The organism is Thiorhodovibrio winogradskyi, assembly GCF_036208045.1.
Lineage (GTDB): Bacteria > Pseudomonadota > Gammaproteobacteria > Chromatiales > Chromatiaceae > Thiorhodovibrio > Thiorhodovibrio winogradskyi.
In genome coordinates this window covers 351,255-366,865 of sequence record NZ_CP121472.1, presented here as the reverse complement: position 1 = coordinate 366,865, position 15,611 = coordinate 351,255, and the positions used below count along the sequence as shown (strand labels likewise).

Below are 15,611 nucleotides of genomic sequence, written 5' to 3'. Positions count from 1 at the left end.
TCTTCTCGCCCAATTGAATGATCGGGTGCTCGGTGCAACTTCCCCACGCTTTCACCGCGAGAGGGCACGACGCCGCGAAGTGGCGCCCCCCCCTCAGTCCGGGCTTACTCACCCAGCCCCATCTTGATGTAGCCGGTCGGACAGACATCGGCGCAGATATGACAACCGATGCATTTTGCATAGTCGGTATCGACATAGCGACCGGTGGTACTTTCGTTCTTGTCGACACGGAAGACCGCATCCTGGGGGCAGAAAATCACGCAGTTATCGCATTCGAAGCACATGCCGCAGCTCATGCAACGCTTGGCCTCGTTAATGGCTTCTTCTTCCGCGTAGCCGATCACGCGCTCCTTGAAGTGGCCAAGAACGTCATCGGCGCTAGGGACTTCTTCCTTACGATGAATGCGCGGAGTGTATTGGAAGTGCCCCAGGAAGAGTTCATCGTGCGGTATAACCTCGGCGCCAGACCTGTCCTCGTAATTATGAATGGCATACTTGGCGTCGGAAGTGCCCCGCAAGTCGCCGTTATGCGCATCGAAGTGCTCGGGAGCAAGCTCGGCTTCATTGAGCTTGGCGAGCAGGTCGAAGTGATGCACATCGACCTTGGGCCGCCGCTTGTGCTCAGCCTGGCCGAGGTACTCATCAATGGACTCGACCGCGATCCAGGCCTGGCCGATGGCCGTGGTCAGCAGGTGCGGGCGAATGATGTCCCCAGCAACAAAATGACCGGGTTTGTCGGGCACCTGATAGAACTTATCCGAGTTCATCAGACCGCGACCGTTGTCGAACTGCTCCAGGCCGGTGAGATCGCCGCCCTGGCCAATGGCCGAGACAATGATATCGGCGTCCAGCACCCGCTCGGTGCCCTCGACCGGCGCGGGGCGGCCGTCGGTCATTTGACAGTCGGCGACTTTCAAGCCAATGGCGCGACCGGCATCGTTCTTGATGACCTCAACCGGCATGACGCCATCAAGCACGGTCACACCTTCCTGCAGGGCGTCGTCGACCTCATGCTCGGCGGCGGTCATTTTGTCGCGGGTGAACAAGGATGTCAGGGTGACAGTAGCGCCTTCGGCCGCGGCCGCCGTGGCGGCATCATGGGCAACGTAGCCGTCGTGAATCACTGTCTCGGGCAGGTCGCTCTTGTTGGTCTTGGTGATATGTCCAAGACGGCGCGCCACCGAAACCACGTCGATGGAGGTATCGCCACCGCCCACGCACACGACCTTCTCCGCCGTGACCTTCATGCGGCCTTCGTTGAAGGCTTTAAGGAATGCCACACCCGAGACGCAGTTGGGCGTACCCTCCCAACCTGGCACCGGCAGACCGCGACCACTCTGACAACCGATGGCCCAGAGCACGGCGTCGTAGTCTTTTTCGAGTTGCTCGACCGTGATATCCACACCGACCTTGGTATTGAGCTTGACCTCGATCTTGCCCATGTCAAGGATGCGGTTGATCTCGGAGTCCAGGGCGTCGCGCGGCACCCGATAGCCAGGAATACCGAAGCGGAACATGCCGCCCAGACCTGAGTTGGCCTCGAAGATGACCGCAGCATGCCCCTTGCGACGCAGCTGATAGGCCGCCGCAAGGCCCGCCGGACCGCCGCCGATGATGGCGATGGTTTTGCCGGTGTCGGCAGGCGCGGGCTCGAACTTATAACCATTGGTGATAGCCGTGTCGCCGATGAACTGCTCCACGGCGTTGATGCCGACAAAGTCTTCCAGTTCATTGCGATTGCAGCCGTCTTGACAGGGCGCCGGACAGACGCGGCCCATCATCGAGGGAAAAGGATTGGCATCGGTGGAGCGACGGAAGGCGTACTCCTGCCAGGTCATGCCCTTGGGCGGTTGCTCCAGCCCACGCACGATCTGCAACCAGCCGCGGATGTCCTCACCCGAGGGACAGCTTCCCTGACAGGGTGGCGTCTTGTGGACGTAGGTCGGACACTTGTGAGAGGTGTCCTGAACAAAAATCTTTTCGGTCAGGCTGTCCCAGACATTGTCGCCGTCTTCGAACCGGCGCCAGGAAAGTTTGGTCATTTCTTCGCTTGAAGTCGCCATCGGGTCACTCTCCTCCGGACTGGAACCCTGGGGTTCCGTCTATCGCTATCCGTTACTCAAGGCGGGCCCGGCTGGAATCGACCGGACCCAAAAAATCGGTTGTTCAGGCTGCCGCGCTGGTCGACTGACTGGCAGGCTCGCTGGCCAGTTTATCTTCCCGCTTGTCGGCTGGTTCATCGTCTGGCTCATCGCTCTCTTGGCCAGTCAGAATCAAAGCGTTGGAGACGAGTTGATGGACGCTGACGATCTGATCCATGTCCATGCCGTAGTAAGGCAGCACCTTGGTGAACTGACTCTTACAGATGGCACAAATCGCCGCCATGTGGGTCACACCCTTTTCTTGGATGACATGGTTCAGCGCCTCGATGCGAGGCTGCGCCCCCTTCACGCGCACCTCCATCAGATCGTCGGTCAGCAGTCCGCCGCCGCCGCCGCAACAGAAGGTTCGATCACGGATTGTTTCCTCATCCATGTCGTAGTAATGGTTGCAGACCTCGCGGATGATGGCGCGCGGAATATCGAACTGGCCACCGGGTTTATCCCCCATGCGCGAGGCACGCGCGACATTGCAGGAGTCGTGATAGGTCAGTACCTTGTCGTCATTTCGCGACTTGTCGAATTTTAGCTTGCCTTGCTGGATGAGATCGTGGGTGAACTCGCAGATATGCTGCGGGATCGGGTAGCGCTGATCGAGAAAATCCCAGGGGCCGGCCAAGGTGTTCAAGAAACTGTAAGCCACCCGCCAGGCATGACCGCACTCGCCAAAGACAATCCGCTTGACACCCAGCTTGATAGCCGCCTCGCGGATACGCAGGGCCACCCGACGCATGTTGTCGTAGGAACCGATGAACATGCCGAAGTTGGCGGCCTCGGAGGCATAGGTGCTCATGGTCCAGCTGACGCCAGCCTCGTGGAACACCTTGCCGTAACCAATCAGGCCATCGACATGGGGCTCGGCGAAGAAATCCGCCGAGGGGGTAACCAGCAGAATCTCGGCGCCTTCCTGGTCGATGGGGTACTTGACCTCGACCCCGGTTTCGTCAAACACATCCTCTTCCAAACCTTCCAGGGTGTCGATCAGCGCCGGGCCGGGGAGACCCAAGTTGTTGCCGATCTTGTAGACCTTGCCAATGATCTCGTTGCAGTATTTCTGCCCGACACCGATGTGGTCCATGATCTCGCGCGCGGCCATGGAAATTTCAGCCGTGTCGATGCCGTAGGGGCAGAACACCGAGCAGCGTCGGCACTGGGAACACTGATGAAAATAGTTGTACCAGTCGCCGAGAACCTCCTCGGTCAGATCAGTCGCTCCGACCAGGTTCGGAAAAAATCGCCCGGCCAGGGTGAAATGGCGCCGATAGACCTTGCGCAGCAGATCCTGACGGCCAACCGGCATGTTTTTCGGATCATGGGTGCCCAGATAATAGTGGCACTTGTCGGTACAAGCACCGCACTTGACGCAGGAATCCAGATACACCCGCAGTGAGCGATAGCGCCCGAGCAGGTCGCCCATTTTATCGATGGCTTTTTTCTGCCAGTCCTCGACCAACTCGCCGGGAAACCCCAGCGCTTCCTGAAACTCCGGTTTGGACTTGAATGGCTTGGAGTGAGCCATGATGCCCGGTTCAATCTCCGGGATCTCGGCGTACTCCTTGAGCTCGGGGACTTGGAAATTTGCCTTAGCCATGTATCAACCCCATCTCTCAAATCCAGTTTCGCAAACTCAATGTTCTCAAACCCAATGTCTCAGTGCCGTCTTCTGCACCTTTTCAACACAGGCCCGGAATACTGCGGCTTTCATCTTGGCCATGCCCGGCAAGCCGGTGTGGCCGCTCGATCGCGGTTCCGTAACTCGCTACTCTTGCTCGAGACGCTTCGCCCATGGTGCGATGTGGCGCCGCTCGCGCGGGTTATCGACTTGATTGCGCGATGGGCTAAAGAAGAGTCCAGGCGCATGCAAGAGCTTGCTGTAAGGAAAAATAATCATCAGCAGCGCCACCAGCAGCAGATGCAGCAGCAGAACTGGATCGGCCGGCAGGATGACGACCTCGAACCGATAAAGACCAGCGAAAAATTCCTTGACCCTGATGATGTCCGTATGCACCACAAAGCGCATTATCAGACCAGTCAGACCGATGGCGACCAATAGCGCGAGGATCAGATGATCGGAGCGCGAGGAAATGTAGCGCACCCGGTCGACGAAGAAACGTCGCGCCCAGAGCCCGGCCAGGCCAACAATCATGGCCATGCCGCCGTAGATGCCGAAGGGCTGGATCATCTGAATGGGCACTGGCACCGGGTCGATGAAGTAGCGCAAGTGGCGCAGGGTCACCAACAACAATCCAAAGTGGAACATCCAGCTAAAGATCCAGGTCCATTTATTGCCGCGAAACAGGCTCTCGAACAGCACTACCTCGCGCGTCATGCGCAGGGCCACACCGACAGAGGTGGTCGGGGCTGGCGTGGTCGGGATCTTCAAAGGTGCCGGGGTGCGCGCGTATTGCAGAATCTTCAGCGTCAGACCGCCAAGCAACACCAGTGTCGCGAAATAGAACAGATAAGCGTAGATATCCGAGATAAAGGACATAATCACGCGACCTCAGTCTTCAGCCTCAATCTTCAGTCGGAACGCCACAGCCGACAAAAACCGGTGCGGCGAGGCCCTCCGGGCCGGGCATGCATTCCCCCTCTTCGGGAAAGCGGGGAACAAAGGTCCGGGAACCGGAGAGCGCGCGGTTGCGCTGGTTTAGACGCAGCCGGTTGGCTTGGGCAGACCCGCGTAACGGCACGCCTGTTTGGCTGGACCGTAAGGGAAAAGACCATAGAGGTACTTGCTATTGCCCTTGTCCTTGCCCATTTTTTTACCAACGGCCTTGGTCAAAACGCGCACGGCTGGGGCAATCTGGTATTCCTCGTAGTACTCACGCAGGAAGTTGATGATGTCCCAATGCTCGTCGGTCAACTCCAGATCGTCCTCCTTGGACATGACTTCGGCAACGCCAGGCTCCCAGTCGTTGATATTGGCCAGGTAGCCTTCTTCGTCAGTCTCAAAGCTCTTGCCATTGACTTCGATTGGCATAGTCGTCTCCTGAGGTTCGTTAAAATCAGTTGAATTAAGTCAAAACTACAACCAGGCCTGGACGGCATCGGCTTGCGCGGCGAGATCCACGAAGCCGCCGTAGTCCACGACGCTGATTCCATTAAGCAGGCGATCCTCACCAAAGCCACGAGCCTTGAGATCCTCGCCCAGCACATACACTTTAACCGATGCGAGCGCGCGCTCGACAGTTTCGGCCGCTGCGGTCCCCCGCAACCCACCATAAATGCCATCCTCGAACAGCAGCACGGCGGCGCCGTCGCTCGCATGCGCCAAACAGGACTCCAGCGAGGATTTCTCGAAGGGTGACTTGTTGACGGTGTGTAGCTTGCTCATACGGGGCTCCCTTAAAAGCTGAAGACAACGTCGGATTCATCCATCAGCGCGGCCATCTCGGCACGCGAGACCAGCGCGATGGAGTCTTTCTCGGCATAGTCCTCGTCCTCGTCTTCCCACACCAGGTGCTGCAGATCGTCAAGCGACAGACCGCGCTCCTGGAGGGATTCCTGCTCGACAAAGATTTTCGTGACCTCATAGTCGCCAAGGGCGGCGTAGGTCGGCGAGAAGTTCTTCATGCCGATGCCGGCCGTCTCCTGGCCCTTGGTCAACTGGTAGACCCCGTCGTCAACAAAGGCGAGACTGACGTCTTGATCGAAAGCCGCGCCGATCAGGACGACTTCGAGCGACTCCCAAGCATAGATGGTGCCATAGGGCGCCTTGCGATTGAGATACAGAAACTTTTTGACTGTCGCGGACATTTTCCTGCTCCTAGTGACTGGCGCAACGCTGTGACTGGCTGTGGTGTGAATGGCGCGACATCAGTCGCCAAACACAACCAGACGGTCGGCCTGAATCGCCGCCTCGACCAGTTGCCCCAGACCGGAAATCCGAAAGCGCGGATGGATGTTGGTCGCATCCTTGCCGTTGCGCTTGGCCTCGCCCTCGTCCACCATGCCGCGGCGTTGGGCCGCGGCGACGCAGACCACCATGTCAAGCTCGTACTGCTCCGCCAGTGCGGCCCAGCGCTCGACAACGTTGCGGTCATCCTGCGGCGGCGTGGTTAGCCGGCTCGCGTTGTCAACCCCGTCATGATAAAAGAACACACGAAAGACTTCATGCCCCTTCTCCAGCGCCGCCTTGGTGAAAAAGTACGCGGAGTCCGACGCCTGGTGCTGGTAGGGTCCTTCGTTGATCTGAATGGCAAACTTCATGAATTACCTCGCCTGAATTACGCCGACCCGGGCATTTGACGCCCCAGCCCGCAACCGGCGGGTGGCGCGACCGAGCGGCCGCGTCACCCGCGCCGCATCAGAAGCGGATGTAGGACGATGAGTTAAAGCTGGCCCGCGCACCACGCCAGGTATCGATGTGATACTTGGTGAAGGGCAGTTCGACTTCCTCGAAGAAGCGCGGCCAACCAATGCGCTCGATCCACTCGTTCACCCGCTCCCAGTCACGCGCGCCTTCCTTGTAGGCTTTGAGAATGCGCTTGACGATGGCGGTGGCCTCGGGCCAGCGCGGCGGGTTGTTGGGAATTCCAGCGGCCACCAGCTTTTGGAAGGTTGGCTTGCCGCGCGCGTTGGAGTGATTACCACCCACCCAGATGGCCAGCTTGGAGTGCTCGGCATCGTTGATCTGCATGGGCGGGCAAGGCGGATAGCAGGCGCCGCAGCAGATGCACTTGCGCTCGTCGACTTCCAGCGAGGGCTTGCCGTTGACCATGGCCGGGCGGATGGCCGCGACCGGACAGCGCGCCACGACTGATGGGCGCTCGCACACGTTGGCGACCAGATCGTGGTTGATCTTGGGCGGCTTGGTGTGCTGAATATTGATGGCGATATCGCCTTGCCCACCGCAGTTGATCTGGCAGCAGGAGGTGGTGATATGCACCCGGTTGGGCATGGTGGCGTTGCGGAAATCGTCGATGAGTTCGTCCATCATGGACTTGACCACGCCCGAGGCATCCGTGCCCGGAATGTCGCAGTGCAACCAACCCTGGGTGTGCGAGATCATGGCGACGGTGTTTTGAGTCCCACCGACCACGAAGCCAGCCTCCTCGAGCGCGTTGATCAGCGGCTGGACTCGGGCCTCCTCGGTCACCATGTACTCAATGTTGGAGCGCAGGGTGAAATGCACGAAGCCGTCGGCGAACTCATCGCCAATATCGCACAGCTTGCGTAGGGTGAAAACATCCAGAATACGCTGGGTACCAGCCTTGACGGTCCAGATTTCATCGCCACTATAAGCAACGTGACGCAGCACGCCGGGACGGGGATGCTCATGGTACTTCCACTGGCCGAAATTCTTGCGCATCGTTGGATGCATGTACTGCCAGGGATCGGGACAGCCGGACTCTATCGGCTCACGCATGTCTTTTGCAGCCATCGACTTTCCTCCAGTTCGTTGGCTCCGCCGCCCGTCACCGGGCAGCTGGGATTCTTCGCGCCGGCGCCCCCCAGCGGACCGGATGGGCCCGCGGGGTTTCGGCCGGCATTACAAGGGGATTGGATTCAACCGGCCGCCGCGCGCTGCTCGGATTGACGCTCGAACCACTGCTCGGCCGCGTCATCCCAGCCATCCAGTCGGATGTAGGAACTCTGGCGCGGGTGCGCGAGCATGTTTGGATCGGCCTCGATGCCGATACCGTCGAGGAAGTTCGCCAAGCCGATGCGCTCGATCATTTCACCGCAACGCTCGTGCTCCAGACCATTCTCGGCCCAAAAATCAATGATGGTCTCGGCCAACTCGACCATGCTCTCGTAATCTTCCTCGGTCTCGAGCTTTTTGAAGGGCACCAGGACAGTACCCATGAGATCGCCGATCTTGAGGGTACGCTTGCCGCCGATGAGGATGGTCACACCCTTGTCATCGCCGGGGTGTAGCGCCTTGGGCATGACATTCAGGCAGTGCATGCAGCGTACGCAGTCGCGATTGTTGACCGCGAGCGAATCGTCGTCATTCAGCGACAGGGCATTGGTGGGACAGCGCGTAATGACGTTATCGATGATGTACTGACGCCCCTTGGTCTTGACGTATTTCTTGACCTCGTCCTGATCGACCTTCATGTCATCGCGCCAGGTACCGAGCACCGCGAAGTCGGATCGCTCAATGGCGTTCTGGCAGTCATTGGGACAGCCCGAGACCTTGAATTTGAACTTGTAGGGCAACGCCGGACGATGGACGTCGTCGACGAAGTTATTGACCAAGGCGCGGTGGGCTTTCAGTTCATTGGTGCAAGACATCTCGCAGCGGGCCGCGCCGACGCACGACATGGCGGTGCGCACGCAGGGTCCAGCACCCCCGAGATCCCAGCCGTACTCGTTGATTTCATCAAAGAAATGCTGGGTGGCCGGTGTATCGGCGCCAATAAACATGATATTGCCAGTCTGACCGTGGAAGGTCACCAGACCGGAACCATGCTTTTCCCAGCTATCGGCAAGCTGGCGCAGCATTTTGGTTGAGTAGTGATTGCCTGCCGGCGGCTGCACGCGCAGGGTATGGAATTCCTTGGACTTGGGGAAGGCAGCCCCAACCTCCGAGAAACGCGGGATGATGCCACCGCCGTAGCCGAAAACAGAGACGGTGCCACCCTTCCAGTAGCCCTTGCGGGTTTCATAAGAGTGCTCTAGCTGCCCGAGCAGGTCGTTGGTCATCGAGTTGATGCGCTCTTCGGGGTGCTCGTCGCGCAGCCGCTTGATGCCAGAAATAAAGCTCGGCCAAGGCCCGGTCTCGAGCTGGTCGAGCATCGGGGTGTGGTGCTTCTCGATTGCCATAGCGCAAATTCTCCCGAAACAGAAAAAAATTCGTAAGGGCCGCGGCAGCCTGACTGGCGTACTGACTGGCGTACTGACTGGCGTACATGGGGCTACCGATCATGGCCTCATGGTGGACGCATGGGCTGGTGAACATTCCGTCGGATATGACCTTGAGATGGTCAGTCATCCTGCCGGCCAATCCCTTTCAGACGCCACTATAGTCCGACCAAAACGCTGGGGCTATTCCACCATTAGGAGGGGCTGGCATCCCCCCGACTATCCCTTTCGAGATAGTTGACAGCCTGCGATTTTCTCCAGTGATTCAACCCACTAGGATGGGCGCCAGACAACCCGAGACGAGAATCTTAGCCGCGCGCTTGCGCAATGTCAAAAAACTCTAATATTAGCGAACTCTGATACATCTGGTTGTCATTAGGCTCGGCTGGATGTCACGCGGGGCTTGTGTTCCGTGCCGGGCGCACTGATTTCAGTCAGGATGCAAGATGGACTGCCGCTTGTTTGAAGAATGCGCCGCCGCCTGGCTGCCCCCTCTGACCGCGACAGTTGTTTTCGGCAAATCGCGACGTCATCTTGCGCCACAAGTTACAGGCTGGCGAGGGCCAGATCATCGACCGGCACCATCGGGAGTCCCACCCCCTATGTTGAAACTCAGCGAAATTCTCGTTTCCAACCAGGAATTGGAAAGCTTCGAGGACCTGGTCCCCATCATCCAGGCCATTGCCCGTGACGGTGAGCGTTTCTTCCGCATGGACGTCAAGCCGCCCTTCCCGGACACCCCGGACAATTGGGAAGACCGGCTCGAAGCCGCCTTCAGCGGTTTGGTGCGCTAGGGAGGCGCGACCGCCATGCCGACTCCCCCGGCCACAGCGTCGATTCCCACCAGCGCTGCTTGTGCCCCCTGCCCGCCGATCGAGATTGCCACCATGAATTTCCACGACATCACCCGGTCGCACCTGGCCGATACCGCCGCCGACTCCGTTCGCCCTCGTTTGGCCGAGGAGGCCGCGCTCGAAACCCATCTTGGTACCTTGCGGGAGCAATACCGCGACTTCCAGCGCATCAAAGTTAAAACCGCCGCCAATGCCAGGCAGGGTGCCGAACTCCAATTGCAGATCGCGCGCACCCTGGTCAGCCTCGAGCGCGGCGCGGAGGCCTGGCCCATGGCGCGCGAGGCACTCGACAACCTGATCCAGGCACGGGATTTCGAGTCCGCCGCCGATTGCTGCGATGTGCTTTTCCGCGCCGAACAACCGCAGTCTCTGTCAGCCCTCGGCCAGGGCATCTGGCTGGCCGTGACCTATCCAATGGATCCGGAATTGTCGGTGGAACTTCTGAGCCATGTCATCGAAGACACCCCTGACGACGCCGACGGCGCGGCTGTGGCGGCCACCACGGCGCTGTTCCTCGCCGATGTGCGCGCCCAGGGCAGCCAGCGCGAGAACCTGATGTTCTTTGCGTCCCAGCAGCTTGGCGAAGTGGCGCGCCGTCACAGCCAGGTTGACAATCAGGATGCCTTCGACGCCTGGCGCGACCGACTGGAGTTACGCGAACCGGACAAATTCCTGGTCAGATTGCGCAACATCGTCGATGTACTGGTGCAGGATGACTGGTGGTTCGACCGCGAGGCGTTGCAATCCGAACTACCGCTGAACGAAGGTTCCAAGACTTCTTGACCGGCCCCACCTTAATGTGCCTGACACCCTCATGACCCACAGCTATTGGCAGGAAGACCAAACCGAACCGGCACCATCCATCCGCGACGAGGTGGTCGATGTGCTGTTCTCCCTGAAATGCCGCGCGCTACCAGTCGATCATGCCGAGGCCCTGGCGCATGCCCTGCTTGGCGCCGCGCCCTGGATCGGAGAGGAGGACTGCTGCGGCATTCACAGCGTTCATGTCGCCGGCTCGCAAAACGGCTGGCAACGACCCGAGGCTGATGCCGATCAGCCACTGATTCTGTCGCGCCGCACCAAACTTGGGATCCGGGTGCCCAAAAAACGCGTTGCCGACTTGCGTGCCGCGCTCGAGCATCGGGATTTCGACATCGCCGGCCATGTGCTGCATCTTGAGTCCGCCAAGGAACGCCTGCTCAGCCGCGAAACCACGCTCTTTTCGCGTTATGTCTGCCACCCCCAGCCCAAGCCGGGGCGCGACTCGACGCACGACAGCGAGAGCGACTTTCTCGACTGGGCGGCCGCGGCCCTGGCCGAATTGGATATTAAAATCCGCAAAGCCCTGTGCGGCAAATCAGTGAAAGTGCGTTACTCGGGCGGTTGGTTGCCAACCCGCGGCCTGATGCTGGCTGACCTCGGTCTGGAAGAATCCCTGCGCCTGCAGCAACAAGGCTTGGGCCCGCACCGCGAGCTTGGCTGCGGCCTGTTCATCCCGCATAAGGGCATTGAGGCCGTCGGCCCGACCAAGGGTTCAGGCTAGTGACGGCATTAGAAATATTGAATATGATGATGAACTGACCGGCAACCGGACAAGGGTTGCATCACCCAGCAATAACAACAAGAGGATCATCGACATGGCGATCGAGGTCAATGGCACCAGCATCGAGACAACCGAGAACGGTTTTCTGGTCAATTACACCGATTGGAACGAAGATGTCGCGCGCAAGCTCGCCGACATCGAAGGCATCGAGCTGACTGAGCAACACTGGGACATTATCAACTACCTGCGTGACGAATACATCAATAACAACCAAAACCAGCCGATGGAACGCGTCCTGCTGAAGGACATGGGCAAAAAATGGGGCTCCAAACCCACCAGCAAGGACGTCTACAAGCTTTTCCCCCTGGCCCCCACCAAACAGGGCACCAAGATCGCGGGCCTGCCCGCGGTCATGCGCAAAGGCGGCTACTGAGGCGGCCATTGAGGCAACTGACGTCACGGCACAAGCCGCGTTGTTGATCGTCTCCCTCCGCCCGCGGCGGCACGCCAAGGGCGGATGCACCCCCAGACGCGCCCCATACAGTGCCCACAAAGGACATCAACACGCCAGACGATTAGCCCTGGACCAGCACCCACTCAAGCCGTTGCAAGGGTTCATCGACTGACGCGCCTTTCACCACCGCCCGCTGCAGGGCCGACAGTGCATCGCTTGCAGCCGAGGCACCAACCGCCTGTGCCCCTGTCTTGAGCCGTTGTGCCACGGCGATGGCGTCCGCCTGACCGCCGTGACCGAGATAATCGATGATGCTTGGCAGTGCCGCGCTTAACTGACGCAAAAACTCCGCCTGGGCCTCGCTCGGTGCTGCCTGAAGATCGCTCGGGCATAACATCCGCGCGCCCTCCTCCACGGCTTCGGCCGCGGGCGCCCTGGCATATTGCACAGCGGACGAATCGTCCTTGACAGGCTGGGACGCCACGGGTCCGAGGTTGGGTGGATGCTTGAATGAGCGCTTGCCCAGGTGAGGCAGCAAAATCTCCAGCAACGCGGTTTCGTTGATGGGCTTGCTCATCACAGCCGTCATACCGGCCGCATGGCAAGGCTCCGCATCCTCCATCATCGCGTGAGCGGTCAGCGCAATGACCGGCAGTCGCGCCAGGCGCGGCTCGGCACGCAGTCGCTTGGTGACCTCAAATCCATCGAGTCCCGGCATCCGGATGTCCAGCAACAGGGCGTCAAAGTCAGCGCGAGCAAGGCTCTCAAGCGCTTCGAATCCGTCGGCCGCCGCCGTCACCTCGAAACCCAGGCCATTGAGCACATCAACGGCGATCTCCCGGTTCACCCGGTGATCATCGGCGACCAACACCCGGGTTCCAGGTGGCACGGATGCCGGGTGCGCATGCACGGGAGGCGCCGCATGCCGATGGGCCGGACTCGGCGCGGCGCCTGGCAGCACAGCCTGCAGAACTCTGAGCAATGCCGAGTGTGACAGTGCCGGAGTCACCACGCCATCGACATCAGCAGAGCCAACTTGCGCATCGGCGCCGCGCTCGAACCCGAGCCTCTCGATCAGCAAGAGCGCTGGCTTCTGCCCCAGGCCCGGTTGCTGGTGAAGCTGCCGCGCAATGGACGCCACTGGCGCATCGGCCAGAAGCGCGTCCAGCAGCACCAGGGCAAAGGCAGCGCCCGTCTGGCAGGCCGTACCCAAGATGGCGCTTGCTTGCCCGGTTGATGTCGCCATGGCCACGGCCAGCCCCAGGCCATTGAGCATCTGACCAAAGAGCGCCTGGGTCAGCTCGCGCTCGGACACAATCAAGGCGCGCATTCCTTGCCACGACCAAGCGGGCGAGGGCTCGCACGACGCCCGCGGCACCAGACCAAAGTCGGCGGTGAACTGAAAACTGCTGCCCTGCCCGGGCTGGCTCTCAACCTCGATTTCCCCGCCCATGAGGCGCACCAGATGGCGGGAAATCGCCAACCCCAGGCCGGTCCCGCCCTGGTTGTGGTGGCTGGAGGCGTTATCAAGCTGAGAAAAAGGCTGAAACAGGCGCTGAAGATCCTGTCGCGAAATCCCGATCCCCGTATCCTCAAGGGTAAATTTCAGCCTGATATGATGGCCGCCGCGATCCGGACCGCGCGCGCCCTGACTATTCTGAGCGCCCTTCAGCTGCTCGACACACAAAAGTACCGAACCGCGAGGCGTGAACTTGATCGCGTTACTAGTCAGGTTCAGCAGCACCTGCCCCAGGCGCACCGGGTCGCCACGCAGATAGCGCGGCACCCCGGGTCCAATGGCGAAAGCGATATCGAGCGCCGCCGCCTGGTTTTTGATCGCGGCAAAATTGGCGACCTGCTCCAGCACCTGGTCAAGCGCGAATGCCCGCTGGTCGAGCCGCACCCGACCGGCTTCCATCTTGGAGACATCCAGAATGTCATCGAGAATTCTCAGCAGGGACTGCGCGGCGGCCAGAATTTTACCCACCTGATCGCGTTGCGGCGCCGGACTCTCTGCTCGCAACATCAGCTTTGCCAGACCAATAATGCTTGCCATGGGCGTTCTCAGCTCATGGCTGACATTGGTCAGGAGCGCGGTCTTGGCGCGATTGGCGCTTTCGGCGCGTTCCTTGGCCTCGAGCAAGCTGGCTTCGAGCTCTTTCTGGGTGCTCACGTCGCGCGCGACCCCCTCAATGACCACCTGACCCTCGGGCGCATTGAGCGCCAGGGTTTCAGTACACTCGAGTTGGCGCGCTTGCCCCTGCGCGGTGCGCACTCTCAACACCCGGCTGGCGGATTGTTCCGCCTGGCCAATGGTCAGCGGAAACAGGCTAGAGCCGGCGTCCGCGTCGACAAAAAAGCGCTCGGGTTCGCGGCAGAAGACCTCGGGCGCGCAGCCCATCACCCGCCGCACCGACTCGCTGGCAAAGATGAGGCTTCCCTCCCCCGACCTGGCATAGACAAAATAACCTTCCAGACGATTGAGCAAGCGCTCATAGCGCGCCTGGGTCCAGGCCGAGCTTTGCTCCGCGCGCTCTCGCCAAAGGCGCTGGCGTTGCATCTGGCGGGTCAGCAGCATTACGCCGGCCCAGGCGCTCAGGAGCAAGAGGGCACCAAGTGCCGCCTGAATCAGCAGATGACGCCGAAAAGCCCGCAGATACTGGCGCAAGAACTGGTCCGTGGTCAGAAAGCGTGCCACCCCGATCAAATGGTAATCACGCGGGTGCAGCAAGGGCACCTCGGCGACCAGGCATTGCCGGCATTCGATGTCGCCGTGCTGACGCAGCGCCGGGTCGAGTGCGCCTAAGTCAGGTGCTGGCTCAATGTCTACCCCGGCAAAAAATGGCTGGCCCGAGTCACTGTCGGTAAAACTCAGCACCTCGTTCCGCACCTCTGTGAGCAAGTGCGAGGATCCGTCGACGACGGCGGCGACCAGGGCGGCAGCCAGTCGAGCCGCCTGGGCCTGCGCCATGAGATCCGCCTGCTGCTGGGCTTCGTTCTGGATGCCCGGCTTGAGCGCGAGATGCCAGTAGCCGCCAATCATGGCGCCGAGCCCCAGCGCAAGCAGCACAAAGGCCAGGGTTATCCATCGGGCGAGCGCACTCATGGTGGCTATACTCAGTCAGCTATCCTGGCAATACCAAGAAAAAAATTCCGCAGTTCAAGGCCCGCTTCACGCAGCGCATGCGAGTTCACATAGGGCCGAACACGGGATCCAATAAAAAGCCCAGTCGCCACCCCACGCTCCACATCCGCCTCGAAGGGGGAAAACAACAGGCGCGAGTGCCGCGCACTGAAGGTTCCCAACTGCCGCACAATCGTCGGGGGAAGGCGGGGTTCCGTGATGAACACCGCCGCTGGCGGCCGCGCCGCGAACGCGCGCAAGCTCGGATCATCGCTCAGGACAATCCGCAAGGGATACTCCAGCAATCCGCCGGGTTGGGCAAGCACTTGGCGGTAGTGCCGCGCGGAGGCTTGATCCGTGTCAAAAAAGAGCACAATCGCCAAGCGCCGTTGGTCATCGAGCTTGCGCGCCAGATGCACATCGGCGGCAAGGGTGGCGCGAAAAATCTTCAGGCCAATTTCAACACGCCGCCTTTCATTGGGATTGGTGGCCTGCGCATCCCGAATTCCAAGGGCCAGCATGCAGCACAGGAGCAGCAGTATGGCTACAACACGGATGAGTGGCATCGCCCAGGCGGGAGTTGGCTTGGCTTGAATAGCGTGCTCGACTGGCATCCAACTTGGCATGGCGACTCTGCTACCGACGCCATGGTATCAAGCACGGC

At 60.3% G+C, this 15,611-nt stretch carries 15 protein-coding genes; 4 read left to right on the top strand and 11 right to left on the bottom strand.

Annotation, left to right across the window (positions count from 1 at the left end):
- Nucleotides 1-104 precede the first annotated feature (104 nt).
- The 9 genes from Thiowin_RS01870 to dsrA form a co-directional block, all read right to left on the bottom strand.
- Nucleotides 105-2,063, bottom strand: coding sequence for an NAD(P)-binding protein (locus Thiowin_RS01870; RefSeq protein ID WP_328986057.1), 1,959 nt, complete (start codon nt 2,061-2,063; stop codon nt 105-107).
- Nucleotides 2,064-2,166: 103 nt separating this feature from the next.
- On the bottom strand, nt 2,167-3,750 hold the full coding sequence (dsrK, locus tag Thiowin_RS01865; protein WP_328986056.1) for a sulfate reduction electron transfer complex DsrMKJOP subunit DsrK: 1,584 nt from the start codon (nt 3,748-3,750) through the stop codon (nt 2,167-2,169).
- A gap of 168 nt (nt 3,751-3,918) precedes the next feature.
- Nucleotides 3,919-4,650, bottom strand: a complete 732-nt coding sequence (locus Thiowin_RS01860; RefSeq protein WP_328986055.1) for a respiratory nitrate reductase subunit gamma — start codon at nt 4,648-4,650, stop codon at nt 3,919-3,921.
- A 159-nt stretch (nt 4,651-4,809) separates the two neighbouring features.
- Nucleotides 4,810-5,142, bottom strand: a complete 333-nt coding sequence (locus Thiowin_RS01855; RefSeq protein WP_328986054.1) for a TusE/DsrC/DsvC family sulfur relay protein — start codon at nt 5,140-5,142, stop codon at nt 4,810-4,812.
- Nucleotides 5,143-5,187: 45 nt separating this feature from the next.
- On the bottom strand, nt 5,188-5,496 hold the full coding sequence (gene tusB / locus Thiowin_RS01850) for a sulfurtransferase complex subunit TusB (protein WP_328986053.1): 309 nt from the start codon (nt 5,494-5,496) through the stop codon (nt 5,188-5,190).
- An 11-nt stretch (nt 5,497-5,507) separates the two neighbouring features.
- Nucleotides 5,508-5,918, bottom strand: a complete 411-nt coding sequence (tusC, locus tag Thiowin_RS01845) for a sulfurtransferase complex subunit TusC (protein ID WP_328986052.1) — start codon at nt 5,916-5,918, stop codon at nt 5,508-5,510.
- A gap of 60 nt (nt 5,919-5,978) precedes the next feature.
- Entirely contained in the window at nt 5,979-6,371 is a 393-nt protein-coding gene (gene tusD / locus Thiowin_RS01840; RefSeq protein WP_328986051.1) for a sulfurtransferase complex subunit TusD, read from the bottom strand.
- Nucleotides 6,372-6,468: 97 nt separating this feature from the next.
- Nucleotides 6,469-7,545 (bottom strand): dissimilatory-type sulfite reductase subunit beta, encoded by a 1,077-nt coding sequence (dsrB, locus tag Thiowin_RS01835; RefSeq protein ID WP_328986050.1) that lies wholly within the window; start codon nt 7,543-7,545, stop codon nt 6,469-6,471.
- A 125-nt stretch (nt 7,546-7,670) separates the two neighbouring features.
- Nucleotides 7,671-8,933 carry a dissimilatory-type sulfite reductase subunit alpha gene (gene dsrA, locus Thiowin_RS01830; protein ID WP_328986049.1) on the bottom strand — a complete coding sequence of 421 codons (1,263 nt, stop codon included), beginning with the start codon at nt 8,931-8,933 and terminating at the stop codon, nt 7,671-7,673.
- A 641-nt stretch (nt 8,934-9,574) separates the two neighbouring features.
- Here dsrA and Thiowin_RS01825 point away from each other — a divergent pair.
- The 4 genes from Thiowin_RS01825 (at nt 9,575) to Thiowin_RS01810 (ending at nt 11,802) form a co-directional block, all read left to right on the top strand.
- Nucleotides 9,575-9,766, top strand: coding sequence for a sulfur relay protein DsrC (locus Thiowin_RS01825; protein ID WP_328986048.1), 192 nt, complete (start codon nt 9,575-9,577; stop codon nt 9,764-9,766).
- 93 nt (nt 9,767-9,859) lie between these two features.
- A complete protein-coding gene (locus Thiowin_RS01820; protein ID WP_328988177.1) occupies nt 9,860-10,609 on the top strand; it encodes a hypothetical protein in 750 nt (249 codons plus the stop codon).
- Nucleotides 10,610-10,640: 31 nt separating this feature from the next.
- Nucleotides 10,641-11,369 carry a type I-MYXAN CRISPR-associated protein Cas6/Cmx6 gene (gene cas6, locus Thiowin_RS01815; RefSeq protein WP_328986047.1) on the top strand — a complete coding sequence of 243 codons (729 nt, stop codon included), beginning with the start codon at nt 10,641-10,643 and terminating at the stop codon, nt 11,367-11,369.
- Between the two features lie 94 nt (nt 11,370-11,463).
- Nucleotides 11,464-11,802: a TusE/DsrC/DsvC family sulfur relay protein gene (locus Thiowin_RS01810; protein ID WP_328986046.1), complete on the top strand. Its 339-nt coding sequence runs from the start codon at nt 11,464-11,466 to the stop codon at nt 11,800-11,802.
- A gap of 142 nt (nt 11,803-11,944) precedes the next feature.
- On the opposite strand, the gene Thiowin_RS01805 is transcribed toward Thiowin_RS01810, so the two are convergent.
- Both Thiowin_RS01805 and Thiowin_RS01800 read right to left on the bottom strand, forming a co-directional pair.
- Nucleotides 11,945-14,929, bottom strand: coding sequence for a response regulator (locus tag Thiowin_RS01805; protein WP_328986045.1), 2,985 nt, complete (start codon nt 14,927-14,929; stop codon nt 11,945-11,947).
- An 11-nt stretch (nt 14,930-14,940) separates the two neighbouring features.
- The gene (locus Thiowin_RS01800; protein ID WP_328986044.1) at nt 14,941-15,573 is read right to left on the bottom strand and encodes a hypothetical protein; all 633 of its coding nucleotides are present in this window, start codon (nt 15,571-15,573) and stop codon (nt 14,941-14,943) included.
- Nucleotides 15,574-15,611: the final 38 nt, after the last annotated feature.

Coding starts and splice junctions, on each gene's coding strand:
- Thiowin_RS01805 (WP_328986045.1), bottom strand. CDS start 14,929: ATGAGTGCGCTCGCCCGATGGATAACCCTGGCCTTTGTGCTGCTTGCG.
- dsrB (WP_328986050.1), bottom strand. CDS start 7,545: ATGGCTGCAAAAGACATGCGTGAGCCGATAGAGTCCGGCTGTCCCGAT.
- tusB (WP_328986053.1), bottom strand. CDS start 5,496: ATGAGCAAGCTACACACCGTCAACAAGTCACCCTTCGAGAAATCCTCG.
- Thiowin_RS01855 (WP_328986054.1), bottom strand. CDS start 5,142: ATGCCAATCGAAGTCAATGGCAAGAGCTTTGAGACTGACGAAGAAGGC.
- tusD (WP_328986051.1), bottom strand. CDS start 6,371: ATGAAGTTTGCCATTCAGATCAACGAAGGACCCTACCAGCACCAGGCG.
- Thiowin_RS01810 (WP_328986046.1), top strand. CDS start 11,464: ATGGCGATCGAGGTCAATGGCACCAGCATCGAGACAACCGAGAACGGT.
- Thiowin_RS01825 (WP_328986048.1), top strand. CDS start 9,575: ATGTTGAAACTCAGCGAAATTCTCGTTTCCAACCAGGAATTGGAAAGC.
- Thiowin_RS01800 (WP_328986044.1), bottom strand. CDS start 15,573: ATGCCAAGTTGGATGCCAGTCGAGCACGCTATTCAAGCCAAGCCAACT.
- Thiowin_RS01860 (WP_328986055.1), bottom strand. CDS start 4,650: ATGTCCTTTATCTCGGATATCTACGCTTATCTGTTCTATTTCGCGACA.
- tusC (WP_328986052.1), bottom strand. CDS start 5,918: ATGTCCGCGACAGTCAAAAAGTTTCTGTATCTCAATCGCAAGGCGCCC.
- Thiowin_RS01820 (WP_328988177.1), top strand. CDS start 9,860: ATGAATTTCCACGACATCACCCGGTCGCACCTGGCCGATACCGCCGCC.
- dsrK (WP_328986056.1), bottom strand. CDS start 3,750: ATGGCTAAGGCAAATTTCCAAGTCCCCGAGCTCAAGGAGTACGCCGAG.
- dsrA (WP_328986049.1), bottom strand. CDS start 8,933: ATGGCAATCGAGAAGCACCACACCCCGATGCTCGACCAGCTCGAGACC.
- cas6 (WP_328986047.1), top strand. CDS start 10,641: ATGACCCACAGCTATTGGCAGGAAGACCAAACCGAACCGGCACCATCC.
- Thiowin_RS01870 (WP_328986057.1), bottom strand. CDS start 2,063: ATGGCGACTTCAAGCGAAGAAATGACCAAACTTTCCTGGCGCCGGTTC.